Raw genomic sequence first — 18,580 nt, forward strand, 5'->3', positions numbered from 1 at the left:
CATTCCCCCTCCCCTGGCCTCAATGTCCGATACCGAGATATTTCTTGAGGATCGACGCGTCGGCGCGGACATCCTCGATGCCAAATTCGGCCTTGACCTCGCCATGGTCCATGAAGGCGATCCGATCGGCCACGGGCAGAACCGCATCGATGCGTTGCTCCACCAAAAGAACGCCGACGCCCTCGTCGCGCAGTTTGACGACCACGTCGCGGATCTTGGCGATCATGCTCGGCATCAGGCCTTCGGTCGGTTCGTCGAGAATGATGATCTTCGGCTCGATGCAGAGCGCCCGGGCGATCGCCAACATGGTCTGCTCCCCGCCCGACAGCGTGCCGGACCGTTGACCCATGCGCTCTTCCAGCACCGGGAAATAGGACAGCGCCTTGGCGAGCGCCGTTGCGCCGCTCTTGCGAGCCATCAGGCCTATCTCCAGATTTTCCCGCACGGTGAGTTCCGCAAACAGCCGCCGGCCCTGCGGCACATAGCCGACGCCGTGGGCGGCGATCTGATGCGGCGGCAAATTGGCGAGATCCACGCCGTCGAGCTCGATACGGGCGACCTTTCTGGTCACCGCGCCCATGATGGCCTTGAGCGCCGTGGTCTTGCCGGCGCCGTTTCGACCGAGCAGACAAAGCACTTCGCCGGGCGCAACGGTGATGGAGAAGCCGCGCAACGCCTGGCTCTGCCCGTAAAATGCGTCCAGTCTATCGATGTTCAGCATCACGACCCCAGATAAGCGGCTTGGACTTCGGCATTGTCGCGGATTTCCTCGGGCGTTCCTTCCGCCAACGTCTGGCCGCGCGAGAGAACGGTGATGCGATCGGCGAGCGACATCACCACATGCATATTGTGTTCGATCAACAGCACGGTGGCGTCCTTGGCGATGCGACGCACCAAAGTGAGGAAGTTCTCTATCTCGAGGTCGGAAAGCCCCTGTGTCGGCTCGTCCAGGATCAGAAGCTTCGGTCGCAGCGCGACCCCCATGGCGATTTCCAGCAGACGCTGATGGCCATAGGCCATTTCTCCGGCAATCGCTTCCGCCCTATCCGCGAGACCGACGGCGTCGAGCGCGGCGCGCGTCTCGCTGTCGAAATCCGGCCTATCGCCGCGAAGACGCTTCAGTCGGCTCTGCACCGCCATGCGCACATTGTCGGCGACACTCATCGTCTTGTAGATATTGGTGATCTGGAAGGTGTAGGCGATGCCGCGCTCCACCCGACGAAAGGCCGGCAGCCCGGTCACGTCTTCGCCGGCAAATGTGATCGCGCCGGCCGTCGGGGTCGTCCGGCCCGACAGCAGGCTGACGAAGGTGGTCTTGCCGGCGCCGTTGGGGCCGATGATGGCGCGGATCTCGCCTGTATTCAGGGTGAAATCGACGTCGTCGACCGCCCTCAGGCCGCCATAATAGCGCTTGAGGCCGCGAGCTGTCAGCAGCGGCGTTACATTAGCCATGGCGCCCACCTTTCACGGATCGTTCCCAAGAGACCTTTGGGGAACCAGAGCACCAGCGCGATCAACACCACGCCGATGACGAGGAGATAGGCGCTGGTCAATTCGCTGAGCTTGTCGATCATCGTCACCATCAGCACCACGCCGACCAGCGGCCCGAGCAGGGTGCCCGCCCCGCCGAGCAAGGTAAACAAAAGAGCCTCGATCGAATACTGAAACGACGCGAAGGTCGAGCCGACATAGCCGAACAACAGCGCATAGGCTCCACCCGCCGCTCCTGACAGCAGACCGGACAAGACGAACATTTCCAGCTTGGCGGCAAAAATGTTGAAGCCCAGCATTTCCGTGCGCTCTTCGTTTTCACGCACGCCGATCGCCAGCCGTCCGCGCCCCCTTTGAGATAGAGAAACAGGATGACGAGCGAAACGGCCACCAGCAGGAAGGCGATGTTGTAGCGCGTCACCGCGTCGGCGAGGTTGACGTCGAAACCGGCAAGCGTGAAGCGCCGCTGCGCCTCGGGCACCGACAGGCCCTCCAGACCATTGGTGTAGGCGGAGAAATACAGGCTCGCCAGATAGAAGACCTGGGCGAACATCAACGTCACGATCATGAAAGACACGCGCGCGGTCCGAAGCGCGATCGCCCCGATGACCGCGGCCAGCGCGGCGGAGGCGACCAGCGCCGCGACGAAGGCGGCGGGCGCGTCCCAGCCGAGATGATAGGAGGCGAGGCCGGCGGCATAGAGGCCGCAACCGAAAAACATCGCATGCCCAAGGCTGAGCAGCCCGACATAGCCGAACAGGGCGTTGAAGCCGAGCGCGAAGACGCCCAGCACCATCATGCGCGTCGCCGTCAGAACATAATAATCCGACAGCACGAATTGCAGCAGGAACAGGCCGATCAGCGTGGCCGCCACAAGGGCGAAATTCTTGGCGAGGGCCCGGGTCATCGCGCCGCCTTTCCGAACAATCCATTCGGGCGGAAGACCAGAACCAGCGCCACGAGCAGGGTCGACACCATCTTGGCGAGCGTCGGAGAAAACATCATCGACATGATCCCGTCCGACAGACCGATCAGCACCGCGGCGACGACGGCGCCGGACATCGAGCCGAGCCCGCCGATGATGACAACGATGAACGAGAGAAGAAGCGGATCGGCTCCCATCAGATAATGGGCCTGCTGGATCGGCACCACCAGCACGCCGGCCAGCGCCGCCAGCATGGCGCCGAAGGCGAAGACGAAGGCCGAGACCCGATCGACGGGTATACCGAAGGCTTGCGCCGTTTCGCGGTCATATTGGGCGGCGCGCATGACCAGACCAAGCTTCGTCTTGCGCATCAGGACCCAGATGCCGGCCATGATCGCGATTGCAGCGACGATGACGAACAGCTTATAGCCGGAATAGCCAAACCAGGGCAGTCGGATGGTGAAATAGAAGGGCGGCTCCACTGGGCGGGCATCCGGTCCATAAAGGATCAGCACGCCCTGCTGGAGAATGTAGAGAAGGCCGATCGTTGCGACGATCGTCGCTTCCGGATTGTAATCCAGCCTTTTCAAGATGAGGCGATCGCTGAGATAGGCGACGGCGCCGACGAGCAAGGGACTCGCCACGAGAGCGACGATGAAGCCGAGGGCAGGATGGCCCGAGATCAGGCTCGCAGCGAACCAGGCGATCACGGCGCCGAGCATGACGAATTCGCCATGCGCGACGTTGACGATGCGCATGACGCCGAACACCAGCGACAGGCCGGCGGCCATGATCGTCAGCACGGCGGCCTGCACCAGGCCTTCCAGCGTGGCGAGAAGAAGATAGGGGCCCATTCCCATGAAGGGACCTTTCGGTCATGCGGCGACGCGCCCCGGCTGACCAGCGCCGCCGCCGCGATTGAACATCCGCCCCCGCCAAAGCGGAGGGCCTTGCGGGAAAGAGCGGTCAGAGCTCCATCTTGGTGTAGTCGACGGTCGTCTCGTAACGGCCGTCGTCGATGGACGTGGTGTGGACGACTTTGAGCTTGCCGCCCTCGACCTTGAAATATACTGCTTGCCGAAGGCCTGATGGGTCTTGCCATCGAAGATCTTGGCGCCCTGCGGTCGTTCCTTGCCTTCGGGCAGGTCGGTGATGGACTCCATCGCCACGACCAGGTCCTTCTTGCTTTCCGGTCCCTTGTAGTTGGCCATTTCCATCGCCTGCTTCATGGCGAACACCGTCTCCCAGCAGGAGAACATATGCGAATAGGTGGAAATATCCTTGGGGTCGGAGAGGCTGGCGCCATTGGCGTCGACGCCGACCTTTTCGCGGTAGAATTTGTCGAACTCGCTTTGGTCGGCTTGGGCGTAGCGCGGGCTGGCTTCCCAGAAATAGGTGCCGTCGAGGAATTCCAATTGCGGCGTGGCGAGATCGACCGCTTCGAGCGAGTCGATGAAGCCGAAAATCTGCGGGCGCTGGCTGCCGAGGTAATCGCCCATCTCCTTGACGAAGGTCAGAACGGCCGGGCCCACCATGACATGGTAGATGACTTCGGTTTCCGGCGGGATCTGCGGAAAATAGCGCGTGAAGGTGGTTTCGGTCGGCGGAATGGCGATGACCGAAATAACCTCGCCGCCCTGCGCCTTGATGGCGGCGGTGAAGAAATCGCGATGATTATGCCCGAAATTATAGTCGGGAATGAACATCGTCACCTTCTTGCCGAGGGTCGAGCTCATCCAGGGAGCCATGGCGTGCACCTGCGCTTGCACATCGGTGATGCCGGGCTGGAAAACATAGCGGTTCAGCGCGCCCGACGGCAGCAAGCTCGCCTCCGAGCAGATGAAATAGGGCATCTTCAATTCGCCGGCGCGGGGCGCGGCGGCGGCGACCACATGCGAGAAGAGATGGCCGAACACGGCGTCGACCTTGTAGTCGGTGGCGAATTTCTCGATCAGTTCGGTGCCGCGCTTGGGATCCGTGCCGTCATCCTCGACGATCAGCTCCACCTCACGGCCATTGATGCCGCCGCCCTCATTGACCAACTTGATCGCCGCCGCCGCCGTCCGCTCATACCAACGCCCATAGGAGGCGCCGATGCCTGTGCGGTGGATCGGCGCGCCGAACTTGATCTTGCCATCGGCGGCAAGCGCGGGCCGAAGCACCGCGGGACTGGCGAGCGCAAGCGCGGCCGCGCCGAATGTCTTCAATGCGTCGCGTCGGTTGATGGCGAATGTATGGGATTCCCTGCTCATGTTTAGTTCCCCTTGCTTCTGTTCTCATGCGGGTCGGAAGCTGCGCCGCCGGATCTTTGCGACCTCTTGCGGCTGTTTCTAGCGTATGCGCTTGATTACAGAGAAGGATAACAAAGCCCAAATTGTTTGCAAGAGAATATTTTGGGCAACCGTCAAGTAAATTCTTGTTTTATTTAACTATTTTGAGAAAAACAGGAAAAGGCCGCAGAGAGCCGCGACGCAGACATCTGATATTGAGCGCTCACGCTTAAAATGTCGATGTCCGGACTCACAGCCGCAAACGGACATCATTTGCATGCAAACAATGTCTCCCGATGAAACCCAGTTGTCAAGTTGGCGAAACAGATAAAACCGCATCGTGAAAGGCGGCTATCACGCGGCAAAGACTCGTGTGAGTGATTGTCGCGCACAGCAGCGACCGAAGCCAGCCATGGGGTGACTGCAAGCCGCCGGCCTTTCGATGTGAACGGCGATGTACGGTCCCGCAGTCTACACCAACCGGCGTCGACGCCGGACGCGCCAATTTTCTGGCGGTCCCTGTCGCCACGCGAAGTCGAGTCTCGCTGATGCTCAAACGGTCCTATTTAAGAAGCGACATCAGATACTTGCCATAATCGCTCTTGCCATATCGCAAAGCGTGCTTCTCGAACGTCTCCCTCGACACGAAGCCCTGCAGCAGCGCCACTTCTTCCGGGCAGGCGATCTTGAAGCCCTGGCGCTTCTCGAGCGTTCGGACGAATTCGCCGGCCTCGATCAGGCTGTCCGGCGTGCCGGTGTCGAGCCATGCATAACCACGGCCCATGATCGACACTTTCAGCTTGCCCTGTTCGAGATAGATGCGGTTGACGTCGGTGATCTCATATTCGCCGCGCGCCGAGGGTTTGAGATTGGCGGCGATGTCGATGACCGAGGAGTCGTAGAAATAGAGGCCGGTCACCGCCCAGTTGGATTTCGGCGCCGCCGGCTTTTCCTCGATCGAGACGGCCTTCATCTTGTCGTCGAACTCCACCACGCCATAGCGTTCGGGATCGGCGACGTGATAGGCGAAGACATTGCCGCCGGTGAGATCGGCGCGGGCGTCGGCCATCAGTTTCGGCAGGCCGTGGCCGAAGAAGATGTTGTCGCCGAGGATCAGGCAGGAGGGGGACGAGCCGACGAAATCGGCGCCGAGCACGAAGGCCTGGGCGAGGCCATCGGGCTTCTCCTGGACCACATAACTCAGCGAAATACCCCATTGCGAGCCGTCGCCCAGCAATTTCTGGAAATGCGGCATGTCATGCGGGGTCGAGATGATCAGGATCTCGCGGATGCCCGCCAGCATCAGCGTGGTCAGCGGATAATAGATCATCGGCTTGTCATAGACCGGGATCAGCTGCTTGCTGAGCGCCAATGTCATCGGATGCAGACGCGTGCCGCTGCCGCCCGCCAGAATAATGCCCTTCATCGTCTTCCCCTCACACGCATCGGAACACTGATGCGCCCCGATCAACCCAATAACGTCGCGACCACTTTGGCGGTCGATTGCCGCCACGGCGGCAGCACAATGCCATAGATATGCTGCAGTTTTTCGCCCGACAGCCTGGAATTGGCCGGGCGCTTCACCGGCGATGGATATTGATCCGAGGTGATCGCCGTCACCGTCACCGGCTTGCGGCCAAAACCTTCGGCGCAGGAAAAGATCTCGCGCGCGAAATCGGCCCAAGTCGCCTCGCCAGACCCGGTGAGATGAAAGACGCCGCGATACGTCTCATCATTGCTTTCGACCATTTTCTGCGCCGCGAGGATCATGGCGCGGGCAATGTCTTCAGCCGAGGTCGGGCAACCGAACTGATCGCCGACGACCGAGAGCGCATCGCGCGTTTCGCCGAGCCGCAACATGGTCTTCAAGAAATTTGCGCCAAAGGGCGAATAGACCCAAGCGGTGCGGAAGATCGCATAGACATCGGTCGCCGCCGCCACCTGGCGCTCGCCCTCGAGCTTCGAGGCGCCATAGACCGAGGTCGGGCCGGTCGGATCGGTTTCCAGATAGCGCTCGGCCTTCGAACCATCGAAGACATAGTCAGTGGAGAGATGTAGCACAGGCACGCCCAAAGCCCTGGCCGCGTGAGCCACCGCGCCGGCGCCGGCGCCGTTGATGGCGAAGGCGGCGTCCTTCTCGGTCTCGGCCTTGTCGACCGCCGTATAGGCGGCGGCCGAGACGATCGCATCGGGCCGCGCCGCCTTGAGAGCCGGCAGAATAGACGCAGGGTTCTGCAAATCCACGTCAGGGCGGCCCACGGCGATGATCTCGACGCCCATGTCAGGGCCGAGCGCGATCATCGAGCGGGCGACCTGCCCCTCCTTGCCGGTGACGGCGATGCGGAGCGGGCTCACGCCTTTTTCTCCAGCGTGCCCAGGCGTTCGCCGGAATAAACGCCGTCGCGCAACGGACGCCACCACCATTCATTGTCGAGATACCAGGCGACCGTCTTCTCGATGCCGGTATCGAAATTTTCCAGCGCCTTCCAACCGAGCTCGGTTTCCAGTCGCGTCGCATCGATCGCGTAGCGCGCATCGTGACCGGGTCGGTCGGTGACGTATTTGATCAGCGCCTCATGCGGCTCAGCCTTGGGCCGCATTTTGTCCATCAGCGCACAGATGCGCTTTACCACGTCGATATTGCGCCGCTCGTTGCGTCCGCCGACATTGTATTTCTCGCCCAGCCGACCTTTCGAGGCGATCAGATGCAGGGCGCGGGCATGATCCTCGACATAGAGCCAGTCGCGGATGTTGACCCGGCCATAGACCGGCAGCGGCTTGCCATCGAGCGCGTTGAGAATGATCAACGGGATCAGCTTTTCAGGGAAATGATAAGGGCCGTAATTGTTTGAGCAGTTCGACACCACGACCGGCAGGCCATAGGTTCGATGCCAGGCGATGGCCAGATGGTCGCTGGCGGCCTTGGAGGCCGAATAGGGCGAAGACGGATCATAGGGCGTCGTCTCATGGAACAGCCCTTCGTCGCCCAGAGAGCCATAGACCTCGTCGGTGGAGACATGCAGGAAGCGGAACGCGTCCTTCTCATCACCATCAAGCCCGCCCCAGTAACGGCGCGCGGCTTCCAGCAGCATGAAGGTGCCCATCACATTGGTCTGGACGAATTCAGCCGCACCGGTGATGGAGCGATCGACATGGCTTTCGGCAGCCAGATGCATGATCCGGTCGGGCTTGAAGGAGGCAAAGGCCTCATTCATCGCCTGGCCGTCGCAGATGTCCGCCTTCAGGAAGCGATAGTTGGGCGCGTTTTCGATGACTTTCAGCGAGGCCTCGTTGCCGGCATAGGTGAGCTTATCGACATTGAGAACGTCGGCGCCGACGTCGCGGACCAGATGGCGGACAAGGGCCGAACCAATGAAACCGGCGCCGCCGGTGACCAGAATACGCATGTCAGACAGTCTCCCCGGGGGCGGCATAATGGAATGAGGGTGGAAGATCGGCCAGCTTCGGCTGGACCTTATCCTTGTCCGACAGCACGGCCGCGCTCACGTCGAACGGCCATTCGATGGCGATATCGCCATCGTTCCACAGCAGGCCGCGATCGTCCTTGGCGCTATAGGGCGCCGTCACTTTGTAGTGCAGAATCGTATCCGGAACCAAGGTCGCAAAGCCATGGGCGAAACCGACGGGAATCCAGAGCTGCGCGCCGTTCTCGGCGGAAAGCTCCGCGCCCACCCATTGCCCATAGGTCGGCGACCCCACGCGGATGTCAACGGCGACATCGAAAATCGAACCCTGAATGCAACGCACCAGCTTTCCTTGGCCGAAGGGCTCCAGCTGGAAATGCAGGCCGCGCACAGTGCCGGGCGTTGCGGAGAGAGATTGATTGTCCTGCACGAAGCTTACATCGGCGATGTTGTCGCGAAACCAGGCGTCCTTGAATACTTCCGAGAAGTATCCGCGATGATCGCCGAAGCGGGCAGGCGTGATCTTTACAACATCAGAAATAGCTAGACGTTCAAACTGCATCGACAATCTCCTGATCGAGCTAGCAATATTCGGACTCATCCGATCATTGCAAGTGCATAATGGCGCTTTACGATGAGGAGGCGACGGTTGGCGACTCCGGATATCACGTCCCTTGGATCGGTTGCTCCCCTGGTCTTGATTTTCGCCCCAGCGACTATCGAACATTTCCTTTGGGACGCCTGGATCGATCGTCGTCGCTCCAACGAGCGCCTCAAAACGAACCCTCCGCATATGGAGCGTCCGGATTTGAAAACGTATGATAGTTGCGCCCGACGGCCACGCCGCTGGGATCGGCGGATCACGAGCAGAGCGCCACTATCCCACCGTTCGACCGCCTTCCGAAGCCGCCTTGGGGAAACCCGTGAGGATCGCCGGCCGCTCGGGCAGGCGCCCTCTCCCTGATCGACTTCGCAGCGATGACGAAGCGCTGTTTGCCGGATGACATGCCCGAAAGGAAGCCGCCAAATCACCATCAAAGGGACAATCTTGAAATTTGAGCAACCGATTTGACCGGAGAACTTTTCTCTTCTCCTAATCTTCGAGGTCAATCGAGGACCACGACATATCCAAAATCCTCGGCGGCGTTCTTGCGATCGGCGTGATGCTGACGGCGGTTGGCGCCGGACATACGCCGCCTCTCGTCCGTTGCGACGTAAAAGGCAATATTCCCCACGATACCGGCGAGAGAATCTTTCATTCCCTGTGACAACAAAGTTACGCCGCAACCCGCATCAACATGCTTGACGGTGAACGCTGGTTTTGTAGCAAGCAAGCGGCGCGCGACGCCGCCTGGCGGAAAGCGCTTCGATAAAAACGCTGGTCAAAAAGCCGCGAACTTGCCTTTAGACGTGATGGATGCTTTTGACGCAAGGCGTCAAGCGGTACTGCGCGAGAATTCATATTTATTGAAATGGTGCCCGGGACCGGAATCGAACCAGTGACACGCGGATTTTCAATCCGCTGCTCTACCAACTGAGCTACCCGGGCAACGCGCTGTTCGGAGGCTTTCGTCTCCGCCGGAGCTTGGTTTTCTCCGGAAGCGAGCGGGGTTATAACACCTAATTTTTTGGGCGCAACCCCTATGACAGTTTTTTTCGGTTTTTCGTAAGTGCTTTTAAAAACTGGTATTTTCAGCCTTCGTCGCTGCGGGGAAGTCGGTAGTCGTCCTCCGCTTTGGACTCGTCCTCCGCCACCGGGATCGCATACGAACCTGAAAGCCAACGCGACAGATCGAGATTGCGGCAACGCTCCGAGCAAAACGGGTAGCAGTCCCGCGTCGAGGGCCTGTTGCATTCCGGACAGGGGCGCGCCTTGCGCAGCGGCGCGACGTTGGAGGCGGTCATGGCGCGCCCTCGCGCCATTTCTCTAGGAATTCGTAGCCTTCGCCGATCAGCAACTGCGTGGTCTCGTAGAGCGGCAGGCCGACGACGCCGGTATAGGAGCCGGCGATCTTCTGGACGAAGCTTCCGGCGAAGCCCTGGATGGCGTAACCGCCCGCTTTGCCGCGCCATTCGCCCGAGTCGATATAAGCCATGATTTCATGCGAGGTCAGGCGCTTGAAGCGCACCTTGGTCTCGACCACCTTGATGCGGGCCTGGCCGGCCGGGGTGATCAGGCAGAGGCCGGTATAGACCCAGTGACTGCGGCCCGACAGAAGATGCAGCGAGGCCGAGGCCTCTTCGACATAGTCGGGCTTGCCGAGAATGCGGCGCCCCACGGCCACCACGGTGTCGGCGGCGAGAATATAGCTGCCGGCCCAGGCCGGGTCGGTGCGCACCGCCTGGAATGCGGCTTCGGCCTTCTCATGGCAAAGCCGGCGCGCCAGAGAGCGTGGATGCTCGGCGCGTTTGGGGGTTTCGTCGAGATCCATGGGTAAGAGGCGATCGGGCGTTATGCCCGCCTGCGCCAGAAGATCGAGGCGACGCGGCGAGCCGGACGCCAATATCAGCCGCTGATTGAGCATGACAGGCGTCTCCCCTGGCGGCCGGGCTTACTTGAAGCGATAGGTGATGCGGCCCTTGGTGAGGTCGTAAGGCGTCATTTCCACCAGGACCTTGTCGCCGGCCAGAACGCGGATGCGGTTCTTGCGCATGCGGCCCGCAGTGTGGGCGATGATTTCATGCTCGTTTTCCAACTTCACGCGGAAAGTGGCGTTGGGGAGCAATTCGGTCACGACGCCCGGAAATTCCAGTACTTCTTCTTTCGCCATATTTGGGTGTGTTCCTAGATGGTTTGGCGGGCGGCAGAGAGCTCGCCCCCTTTGAATTGCGCGGAACCTACACAAAAGCTTGGGCTTTGTGAACAGGCCGGGCGGCGGTTTTAGGCCGAAAACGCCTGCGAAGCAAGAAGGCTCAAGGCTTTTACTCCGATGCCGGACTTTTGACCGCGAGCCTGTCGCGGATCAGGCGCGTCAGATGATCCCGGACCTCGCGATAGGCGGTGAGGATCTGCTCACGCGACCCCGTCGTCGCGGTCGGATCGGGCGTGGGCCAGTAGATCACATCAGCCGCCCAAGAGCGAGTGAAGTCGAGTGCGGCGTGATGAGCTTCCGGCGCGAGCGTCACGATCAGATCGAAGTAATCGTCTTCGAGATCGTCGAGCAGATGCGGCTGGTGCCGACCCAAGGACAGGCCGACCTCGTCGAGCACGATGTCCACGAAGGGATCGCGATCGCCGCGACGGACGCCGGCGGAGGCGACATAGACCTGCGGCAGATAGTGGCGGGCGATCGCCTCGGCCATCGGCGAGCGGATGGAGTTCATGCCGCACATGAACAGAACAGCGGCGCCCGGTTGTCTCGATGGCGCGGCAGTGTGGCTCTGCATCCGGTTCAGCCCCGCCAGTAAAGGACGCAGACCAAAGTGAACAGACGACGGGCCGTATCGAAGTCGATCGCGACCTTGCCCTTCAGCCGGTCTTCCAACGTCTGCGAGCCCTCGTTGTGGATGCCGCGCCGACCCATGTCGATGGCCTCGATCTGGCTCGGCGAAGCCGATCGGATCGCCTGGTAATAGCTTTCGCAGATCATGAAATAGTCTTTGATGATCCGCTTGAGCGGCGTCAGCGACAGGATATGCGTCGCCACCGCCTCGCCGCCCTCTGTGGCGATCGCCAACACCAGCTTGTGATCGATGAGGGAAAGCTTGAGCCTGTAGGGACCGCCGGCGTGGCCCTCGGGCCGGAAGCTGTTTTCTTCCAGCAGGTCGAAAATGGCGACGGCGCGTTCATGCTCGACATCGGGCGTCGAGCGCCCGATCGATTCATCGAGCGTGACATCCGATAGTCGAAACGCCCCCGCTCCCGTCATGATCACGCCTCGGGATTGAGCCGGATGGCGACGGAGCGCGCATGGGCGTCGAGCCCTTCACATTCCGCCAGCGCGATGGCGGCCGGCCCCAGCGCCCGCAACGGATCGGCCGTCAATTTGAGGATCGACGAGCGCTTCATGTAATCCAGCACCGACAGGCCGGACGAAAAGCGCGCCGAACGCGCCGTCGGCAGCACATGGTTCGAGCCGCCGACATAATCGCCGATCACTTCGGGCGTATGACGACCGAGGAAGAAGGCGCCGGCATTGCGGATGCGGTTCATCAACGCTTCGGGATCGGCGGTGGCGATTTCCAGATGCTCGGCGGCGATGCGATCGGCGATCTCCACGGAGGCGTCGAGATGCGGCACGAGGATCACGGCGCCGAAATCGCGCCAGGAGGCCTCCGCCGTCTCCGCGCGGCTCAAGCGTTTCAACTGACGCTCGACGGCCGCCGTGACGGCGCGGCCGAACTCGGCGTCGTCGGTGACGAGAATGGACTGGGCGCCGGTGTCATGTTCCGCCTGGGCGAGAAGATCGGCGGCGATCCAGTCGGGATCATTGTCCTTGTCTGCGATGACGAGCACTTCCGAGGGACCGGCGATCATGTCGATGCCGATGGTTCCGAACACCTGCCGCTTGGCGGCGGCGACATAGGCGTTGCCGGGGCCGGTGACCTTGGCGACGGGCGCGATTGTGGCGGTGCCGTAAGCGAGCGCGGCAATGGCCTGGGCACCGCCGATCCTGTAGATCTCGTCGACGCCGGCGATCCTGGCCGCGGCAAGCACCGCCGCATTGATCTCCCCGCGCATGGCGGGCACGACCATCACCAGGCGCGGCACGCCGGCGACCTTGGCCGGAATGGCGTTCATCAGCACCGAGCTCGGATAGCTGGCGCTGCCGCCGGGCACATAGAGGCCGACAGCCTCGATGGCGGTCCAGCGCGAACCGAGGGTGACGCCGAGCGCGTCCTCATAGACATCGTCCTTGGGCAACTGGCGGCGGTGATGCTTTTCGATGCGTTCGGCGGCGAGATGCAGGGCGTCTCGAACCTTCGGTTCGATGGCCGCATAGGCGGCGTCGAGTTCGTGCGCCTCGACGCGCATGGAGACCTGAGTGAAATCGAGTTGGTCGAAGCGTCGAGAATAATCAGCGAGTGCATCGTCGCCACGGGCGACGACATCGGCGATGATCGCCTTGACGGTCGCATTCACATCCTCGGAGACTTCCCGTTTCGTGGTCAGGAAGGCGGCGAACCGCGTCTCGAAATCCTGATCGCTGCTGTCCAGCCAAATCGCCAATGCAATGCCCTCTTCACCCCGCGCCCGGGCCGGTGAGCCCGCGCCTCACGCCGCCCCAGGATGCCGGGGCTTCATGGCGGTTTCCCATGCCCCGCCGGTATCCGCAAGCTGGGCTTCTATGCAGTCCACATGTAGCAGGATCGAACCGCCTCCGGAAAGCACCAGTTCGACCGAACCGTCCGGCCCCTCGCCTTCCTTGTCGAAGAGAATGGCCAGAAGCGACAGCACCGTGTCGGACGCCTTGCGGTCGAAGCCGATCGATCGGACCGATTTGACCTGCTTGAAACAGAGCGCGGCGCGTCTGCGCTCGAAGCCCTTCTCGCCGCGGTCGCCGGCCTCCCAGGCGAAGCGGTTGGCCGCCAGCATGAAATGGCCGGCGCGCGGCTTGAAATCGATGTCGCCGACCTTGAAGACGGCGTCCTGCATCTGCGCCGAGATCACGGTCAGGTCTTCTTCGTCGAGGGCGAGCAGTTTCAATGTCATGATGTCTGTCCAGTATTGTGGCCCGCATCCTGCGGCGGGCCTCTCTTACTGCCTCAGATAAGAGCGACCCGCCCGCTCCGCAACCGGCGGATCAATCGCTGATGCGCTCCACCAGCGCGCCGCAGCGCGTAAGCTTCTCTTCCAGCCGTTCGAAGCCGCGATCGAGGTGGTAGACGCGCGACACCATAGTCTCGCCTTCAGCCGCCAGGCCGGCGATAACCAGCGACACGGAAGCGCGAAGATCGGTCGCCATGACCGGCGCGCCCTTGAGACGCTCGACACCCTCGATCCGGGCCGTCTGGCCGTTGAGGGTAATCTTGGCGCCGAGACGGGCCAGTTCCTGCACATGCATGAAGCGGTTTTCGAAGATCGTCTCGGTGATGTGCGCCGCGCCGTTTGCGCGGGTCATCAGGCCCATGAACTGCGCCTGAAGATCCGTCGGGAAGCCCGGATAAGGGTCGGTGACGATGTCGACCGGCTTGATGCCGCCGCCATGGCCCACGACGCGGATGCCGCGCTCGGTGGTGGTGATTTCGGCTCCGGCGCGGCGGATCGCCTCGAGCGCGGTTTCGAGATAAGCGGGATTGGTGTCGACGATCTCGACGTCGCCGCCTGTCATGGCGACGGCCATGGCGTAGGTGCCTGTTTCGATGCGATCCGGCATGACTCGGTGCCGCGCGCCCGAGAGGGCGGAGACGCCTTCGATGGTGATGGTGGAGGTGCCGGCGCCCGAAATCTTGGCGCCCATGGCGTTCAGGCAATTGGCGAGGTCGACGACTTCCGGCTCGCGGGCGGCATTGCCGATCACCGTCTCGCCGCGCGCCAGGCTTGCCGCCATCAGCATCACATGCGTCGCGCCGACGGACACTTTCGGGAATGTGTAGCGCGCGCCGATCAGGCCGCCCTTCGGCGCCGTCGCATTGACATAGCCGCTGTCGATCTCGATCTCGGCGCCGAGCGCCCGCAGGCCCTCTATGAACAGATCGACCGGCCGCGTGCCGATGGCGCAGCCGCCGGGCAATGACACGCGCGCCTTGCCTTCACGCGCCAGAAGCGGGCCGATCACCCAGAAGCTCGCACGCATCTTGGAGACGAGCTCATAAGGCGCAATGACATCGGCCACGGTGCGGCAGGTAAAGTGTACTGTGCGGGCATAGGACCCGTCCTGATGCTCGCGACGGCCGTTGACGGAGATGTCGACGCCGTGATTGCCGAGAATGCGGATCAATTGCTCCACATCGGCCAGATGCGGCACATTTTCCAAAGTCAGCGTGTCGCTGGTCATCAGAGACGCGATCATCAGCGGCAGGGCCGCGTTCTTCGCTCCTGAAATCGGAATGACGCCATTGAGCGGCCGGCCGCCGACGATCCTGATGCGATCCATGAAATCCTATCCCCTGCGGAGCCGCCTGTTGCGCGCCCGCGAATAAACCTAGGCCCCTTTAGCGGATTGATCCCTGACATTCAAGGAACGCCGCCAAGGGCGGTTAATCGCGCAAATGGGAGAAAAGTGAGGCGAAGAGTTTGCGTCGCCGGCGCCGGCAAACGGTCAGCCTGTTTCGTCGTCAGCCCCTGGCATCAACGCGCCCGGGCGGACGTCTTCGGCCCCCTGGCGGCGTGCGCGCGCCTGCAGCTTGCGCTTGGCGAGGTTGGCGCGCAGTTCGGCCTTGAGCCTGTCTTCACGCTTCTGCCGCGGCGCGGCCGGCTGGCGGCGCTTTTCCATGTGATCGTCTTCATTATGCATGGTGAACATGTAACGCGGAAAGGCCTGTTCGCCAAGCTTCCGAGAGCAGGCGGCCAAAAAACTTTCGCAAAATGGAAATCGGCGCTTGCATGCCCCCTGAGTCTATGGCAATAGCCCGCCTACCGGACGACGAACGCGCCGCTTCGGTTCAAACGCTGAAACATCAAGCGTTTTCATGGTCATGCTGCCGTAGCTCAGTGGTAGAGCACACCCTTGGTAAGGGTGAGGTCGGTGGTTCAATCCCACTCGGCAGCACCATTTTTCCAGGCGACATATCAGGTTGATTTGATATCCGGGGCGAGGATCGCTGGTCCTCAGGCGAACAAGCGTTCCCGTTCAGCGCCTTGGATCGGTCAGACTGTCGTCGCACGCCGCGCCAACCCAATTCCGATATTTGCAGATCCGAAGAATGGCACAGTCAAGACTGCTCCGTGCTGTTCGACGATCGACAATGCGTCGCCGCAAACGCAAAAAGGGGGCCGAAGCCCCCTTTCCGCAATCCGGATTGGATTAGAACGTGCGCTCGAAGCGGAGCATGCCGTTCCACTGGTCGTTGTCGACCACCTTGTTGTCCCACTTCGTGTAGGTCACTTCCGGCATGATCAGGAGACCGGAAACCGGGTTCCACTTGAGGTTGGCGGCGGCAGCGAACGTGTCGTTGTCGGTTCCGGCAACCTGGAGGTTTGCAGCGAGGTTGTCGGCGGCCTTGTAGCCAACGCCAGCCCATGCAGCCCAGTCGCCCCAACCAACATACTGGTCGCCAGGAGCGTAGGCATTGACGCCGCCCGAGTTCCAGGCGCCCATCACGAAGGCCGAAACGGCGCCGAAGTTGCCGTCCAAGCGAGCCTTGACAGCGCCTTCTTCAGCACGCTCGTCATAGCCGCCGACGACGGTCACGCCGAAGGAGCCCATGGTGTAGCCAGCGCCTGCGACGAAATTCGGGACGTAGTCCTTACCGTTGACGACGCGGCCAGCGCCGTTCAGCGTATCGTCAGCTTCAACGGCCACGACAGCCTTGAAGCCAGCGCCGGAGTCATAGGTGTAGTTGATCTGGTTGACTTCGAAACCGCCGTAGGAGATCACGTCGTCGTTGATGATGTCGCCGGCGTAGTTGGTGAACGAGCTGTACACCGAGTCAGCGAGACCGACCTGGAAGCCGGCGAGCGAGATGTTCGCGGCGATCAGCTTGGTGGTGGTGTGCTGGCCATCGTTGTAGGTGCCGTCGAAATCGAAGCGGCCGATGAACTGGGTCTTCAGAGCGCCGTATTCGGTGTCCGAAGCGGAGTCCATGTAGATTTCGCCGCGGGTGCGGGTGTTGTAACCTTCCTGGCTCTTCACAGAGTAGGAGTCAGCAGCCTGAACGTCGAAGCGAACGCGACCGCCGACCTTGAGGCAGGTTTCGGTGCCCGGGATGTAGAAATAGCCGGTGCCGAACGCGTCGCAAACCTTGACATATTCCATGGGTTCCGGCTCGGCGGCAACCACGGCGTCGGCAGCCTGAGCGCCGGAAACAACCGCCAGAGCAGCTGCGGAGCCGAGAAGAAGGCTCTTGATGTTCATGAGTGTGAACTCCAGTTCGTTGTTATCTTTAGGTCAGGGCCACTATCGCGGAAAACCACGCCCAACCGCCCCTTTTTCGAAGAAGCGAGGTGTCTTGCCCCTTCGAGAAAAACCTTACCCGGCGATCGCGAATGACAAAATATGAAAGTGAGAAATTGCTGGGCCTGCTAAGCTTCGCTCCGCAAAGCCGTGGCGAATGCGCCACTTCTTTAATCGGATCAGATCAAACCGGTTGATCGAGTCTGATCGAAAGATGCAAGAAACCAAAAAATCACTTCAAATGCAGTGAAGGGGCCTCGCGGCCCCCTTCGAATCTCATCGATGAGATCAGAACGTGCGCTGGAAGCGGATCATGCCGTTCCACTGATCGCCGTCGGCCTTTTCGTTGTCGAACGACGTGTAGGTGACTTCCGGCTGGATCAGGAGACCAGCAACCGGGTTCCACTTGACGTTGGCGGCGATCGCCAGCGTGTCCTTGTCGGTGCCGGCGACCTGAGCGTTGAGCTTGACGTCGTCGGAGACCTTGTAGCCGACGCCGGCCCAAGCAGCCCAGTCACCCCAGGCGGCGCCCGAACCATCGCCCGGAGCGAAGTTGTTGACGTTCTTGCCCGAAGAAGACCAGGCGCCCATCACGAAGGCGGAGAAAGCGCCGAATTCGCCGTCGACGCGACCCTTGACCGCGCCTTCGTCACGACGCTCGTCGTAGCCGCCGACCACGGACACGCCAAAGGCGTCGGTGCTGTAGGCGAGGCCTGCGACCAGGTTCGGGATGTAGTCTTCGCCGTTGACAACCTTGGTTTCGGCGTCGTTGAGCGTATCGTCGGCTTCCACGGCGATCGCGGCCTTGAAGCCGGCGCCCGAGTCGTAGGTGTAGTTGATCTGGTTGACTTCGAACTGGCCGTAGGAGACCACGTCGTCGTTGATGATGTCGCCGGCATAGCCCGTGAAGGAGCTGAACAGCGTGTCGGCGAGACCGATCTGGAAGCCGGCGAGCGAGATGTTCGCCTGAATCAGCTTGGTGGTCGTGTGCGCGCCGTCATTATAGGTGTTGTCGAAGTCGAAGCGGCCGACGAACTTGGTCTTCAGAGCGCCGTATTCGGTGTCGGAAGCCGAGTCCATGTAGATTTCGCCGCGCGAACGCGAGTTCCAGCCCTTGTCGCTGTCGAGCTTGTAGGAATTGGCGGCCTTGAGGTCGAAGCGGACGCGGCCGCCGATCTTGAGGCAGGTCTCGGTGCCGGGGATATAGAAGTAGCCGGTGCCGTAGGCGTCGCAGACCTTGACATATTCCATGGGTTCCGGCTCGGCGGCGACGACAGCGTCGGCGGCCTGAGCGCCAGAAACGACCGAGAGAGCGGCGGCGGAGCCGAGGAGAAGGCTCTTGATAGACATGTTGACCTCCAGTCAAACTTTTCAATTTCGGCCAGGCCGCCTAAAGGCATTCCCCTGAGACCTGGCCACCCCGATGTAAAGAGAACGGCTTCCCGTCCTCTCGGGGCATGTCTTACCCAGCTT

Annotated in this window: 20 protein-coding genes, 2 tRNA genes and 2 pseudogenes; 1 reads left to right on the top strand and 23 read right to left on the bottom strand. The window is 61.5% G+C overall.

Annotated features, from left to right (window positions below; all coding sequences use genetic code 11):
- Positions 1 to 19: 19 nt before the first annotated feature.
- The 21 genes and pseudogenes from H2O14_RS08580 to H2O14_RS08675 form a co-directional block, all read right to left on the bottom strand.
- A complete protein-coding gene (locus tag H2O14_RS08580) occupies positions 20 to 721 on the bottom strand; it encodes an ABC transporter ATP-binding protein (RefSeq protein WP_182827311.1) in 702 nt (233 codons plus the stop codon).
- Complete coding sequence (locus tag H2O14_RS08585; protein ID WP_182827312.1) at positions 721 to 1,452, bottom strand: ABC transporter ATP-binding protein; 732 nt, start codon at positions 1,450 to 1,452, stop codon at positions 721 to 723. The genes H2O14_RS08580 and H2O14_RS08585 overlap by 1 nt, the downstream gene beginning before the upstream one ends.
- Entirely contained in the window at positions 1,440 to 1,790 is a 351-nt protein-coding gene (locus H2O14_RS28430; RefSeq protein WP_281409982.1) for an ABC transporter permease subunit, read from the bottom strand. The genes H2O14_RS08585 and H2O14_RS28430 overlap by 13 nt, the downstream gene beginning before the upstream one ends.
- 122 nt (positions 1,791 to 1,912) lie before the next feature.
- Positions 1,913 to 2,398 (bottom strand): annotated as a pseudogene (locus H2O14_RS28435) (ABC transporter permease subunit); the annotation flags it as partial.
- The gene (locus H2O14_RS08595) at positions 2,395 to 3,276 is read right to left on the bottom strand and encodes a branched-chain amino acid ABC transporter permease (protein WP_182827313.1); all 882 of its coding nucleotides are present in this window, start codon (positions 3,274 to 3,276) and stop codon (positions 2,395 to 2,397) included. The pseudogene H2O14_RS28435 and the gene H2O14_RS08595, both read right to left, overlap by 4 nt.
- A gap of 106 nt (positions 3,277 to 3,382) precedes the next feature.
- A pseudogene (locus H2O14_RS08600) lies at positions 3,383 to 4,668 on the bottom strand (ABC transporter substrate-binding protein).
- A gap of 580 nt (positions 4,669 to 5,248) precedes the next feature.
- A complete protein-coding gene (gene rfbA, locus H2O14_RS08605; protein WP_182827314.1) occupies positions 5,249 to 6,112 on the bottom strand; it encodes a glucose-1-phosphate thymidylyltransferase RfbA in 864 nt (287 codons plus the stop codon).
- Between the two features lie 41 nt (positions 6,113 to 6,153).
- Entirely contained in the window at positions 6,154 to 7,041 is an 888-nt protein-coding gene (gene rfbD, locus H2O14_RS08610) for a dTDP-4-dehydrorhamnose reductase (RefSeq protein ID WP_312858575.1), read from the bottom strand.
- On the bottom strand, positions 7,038 to 8,093 hold the full coding sequence (rfbB, locus tag H2O14_RS08615; RefSeq protein ID WP_182827316.1) for a dTDP-glucose 4,6-dehydratase: 1,056 nt from the start codon (positions 8,091 to 8,093) through the stop codon (positions 7,038 to 7,040). The genes rfbD and rfbB overlap by 4 nt, the downstream gene beginning before the upstream one ends.
- Position 8,094: 1 nt before the next feature.
- On the bottom strand, positions 8,095 to 8,673 hold the full coding sequence (gene rfbC, locus H2O14_RS08620; protein WP_182827317.1) for a dTDP-4-dehydrorhamnose 3,5-epimerase: 579 nt from the start codon (positions 8,671 to 8,673) through the stop codon (positions 8,095 to 8,097).
- A gap of 544 nt (positions 8,674 to 9,217) precedes the next feature.
- Positions 9,218 to 9,445, bottom strand: coding sequence for a hypothetical protein (locus tag H2O14_RS08625; RefSeq protein ID WP_182827318.1), 228 nt, complete (start codon positions 9,443 to 9,445; stop codon positions 9,218 to 9,220).
- 139 nt (positions 9,446 to 9,584) lie between these two features.
- A tRNA-Phe gene (locus tag H2O14_RS08630) sits at positions 9,585 to 9,660 on the bottom strand.
- A 143-nt stretch (positions 9,661 to 9,803) separates the two neighbouring features.
- Positions 9,804 to 10,034: a DNA gyrase inhibitor YacG gene (gene yacG / locus H2O14_RS08635; protein ID WP_182827319.1), complete on the bottom strand. Its 231-nt coding sequence runs from the start codon at positions 10,032 to 10,034 to the stop codon at positions 9,804 to 9,806.
- The gene (locus H2O14_RS08640) at positions 10,013 to 10,636 is read right to left on the bottom strand and encodes a Maf-like protein (protein ID WP_182827320.1); all 624 of its coding nucleotides are present in this window, start codon (positions 10,634 to 10,636) and stop codon (positions 10,013 to 10,015) included. Before H2O14_RS08640 ends, yacG begins: the two co-directional genes overlap by 22 nt.
- 27 nt (positions 10,637 to 10,663) lie before the next feature.
- A complete protein-coding gene (infA, locus tag H2O14_RS08645; protein ID WP_004435948.1) occupies positions 10,664 to 10,882 on the bottom strand; it encodes a translation initiation factor IF-1 in 219 nt (72 codons plus the stop codon).
- Positions 10,883 to 11,033: 151 nt separating this feature from the next.
- A complete protein-coding gene (locus tag H2O14_RS08650; protein ID WP_182827321.1) occupies positions 11,034 to 11,498 on the bottom strand; it encodes a low molecular weight phosphatase family protein in 465 nt (154 codons plus the stop codon).
- Positions 11,499 to 11,503: 5 nt separating this feature from the next.
- Positions 11,504 to 11,980 (bottom strand): UPF0262 family protein, encoded by a 477-nt coding sequence (locus H2O14_RS08655; protein WP_182827322.1) that lies wholly within the window; start codon positions 11,978 to 11,980, stop codon positions 11,504 to 11,506.
- Between the two features lie 2 nt (positions 11,981 to 11,982).
- Positions 11,983 to 13,281: a histidinol dehydrogenase gene (hisD, locus tag H2O14_RS08660; RefSeq protein ID WP_182827323.1), complete on the bottom strand. Its 1,299-nt coding sequence runs from the start codon at positions 13,279 to 13,281 to the stop codon at positions 11,983 to 11,985.
- Between the two features lie 45 nt (positions 13,282 to 13,326).
- The gene (locus H2O14_RS08665) at positions 13,327 to 13,764 is read right to left on the bottom strand and encodes a DUF2948 family protein (protein WP_210275430.1); all 438 of its coding nucleotides are present in this window, start codon (positions 13,762 to 13,764) and stop codon (positions 13,327 to 13,329) included.
- 91 nt (positions 13,765 to 13,855) lie between these two features.
- On the bottom strand, positions 13,856 to 15,148 hold the full coding sequence (murA, locus tag H2O14_RS08670; RefSeq protein WP_182827324.1) for a UDP-N-acetylglucosamine 1-carboxyvinyltransferase: 1,293 nt from the start codon (positions 15,146 to 15,148) through the stop codon (positions 13,856 to 13,858).
- Positions 15,149 to 15,313: 165 nt separating this feature from the next.
- Entirely contained in the window at positions 15,314 to 15,487 is a 174-nt protein-coding gene (locus H2O14_RS08675) for a hypothetical protein (RefSeq protein ID WP_182827325.1), read from the bottom strand.
- 204 nt (positions 15,488 to 15,691) lie between these two features.
- Here H2O14_RS08675 and H2O14_RS08680 point away from each other — a divergent pair.
- A tRNA-Thr gene (locus H2O14_RS08680) sits at positions 15,692 to 15,766 on the top strand.
- Positions 15,767 to 16,018: 252 nt separating this feature from the next.
- Here the strand turns inward: H2O14_RS08680 and H2O14_RS08685 are convergent.
- Positions 16,019 to 17,068: a porin gene (locus tag H2O14_RS08685; RefSeq protein WP_182827326.1), complete on the bottom strand. Its 1,050-nt coding sequence runs from the start codon at positions 17,066 to 17,068 to the stop codon at positions 16,019 to 16,021.
- A 327-nt stretch (positions 17,069 to 17,395) separates the two neighbouring features.
- Complete coding sequence (locus H2O14_RS08690) at positions 17,396 to 18,457, bottom strand: porin (RefSeq protein WP_182827327.1); 1,062 nt, start codon at positions 18,455 to 18,457, stop codon at positions 17,396 to 17,398.
- Between the last annotated feature and the right edge of the window lie 123 nt (positions 18,458 to 18,580).

The sequence above is a fragment of the Rhizobium sp. G21 genome (genome assembly GCF_014158035.1).
Taxonomy (GTDB): Bacteria; Pseudomonadota; Alphaproteobacteria; order Rhizobiales; family Rhizobiaceae; genus Rhizobium_E.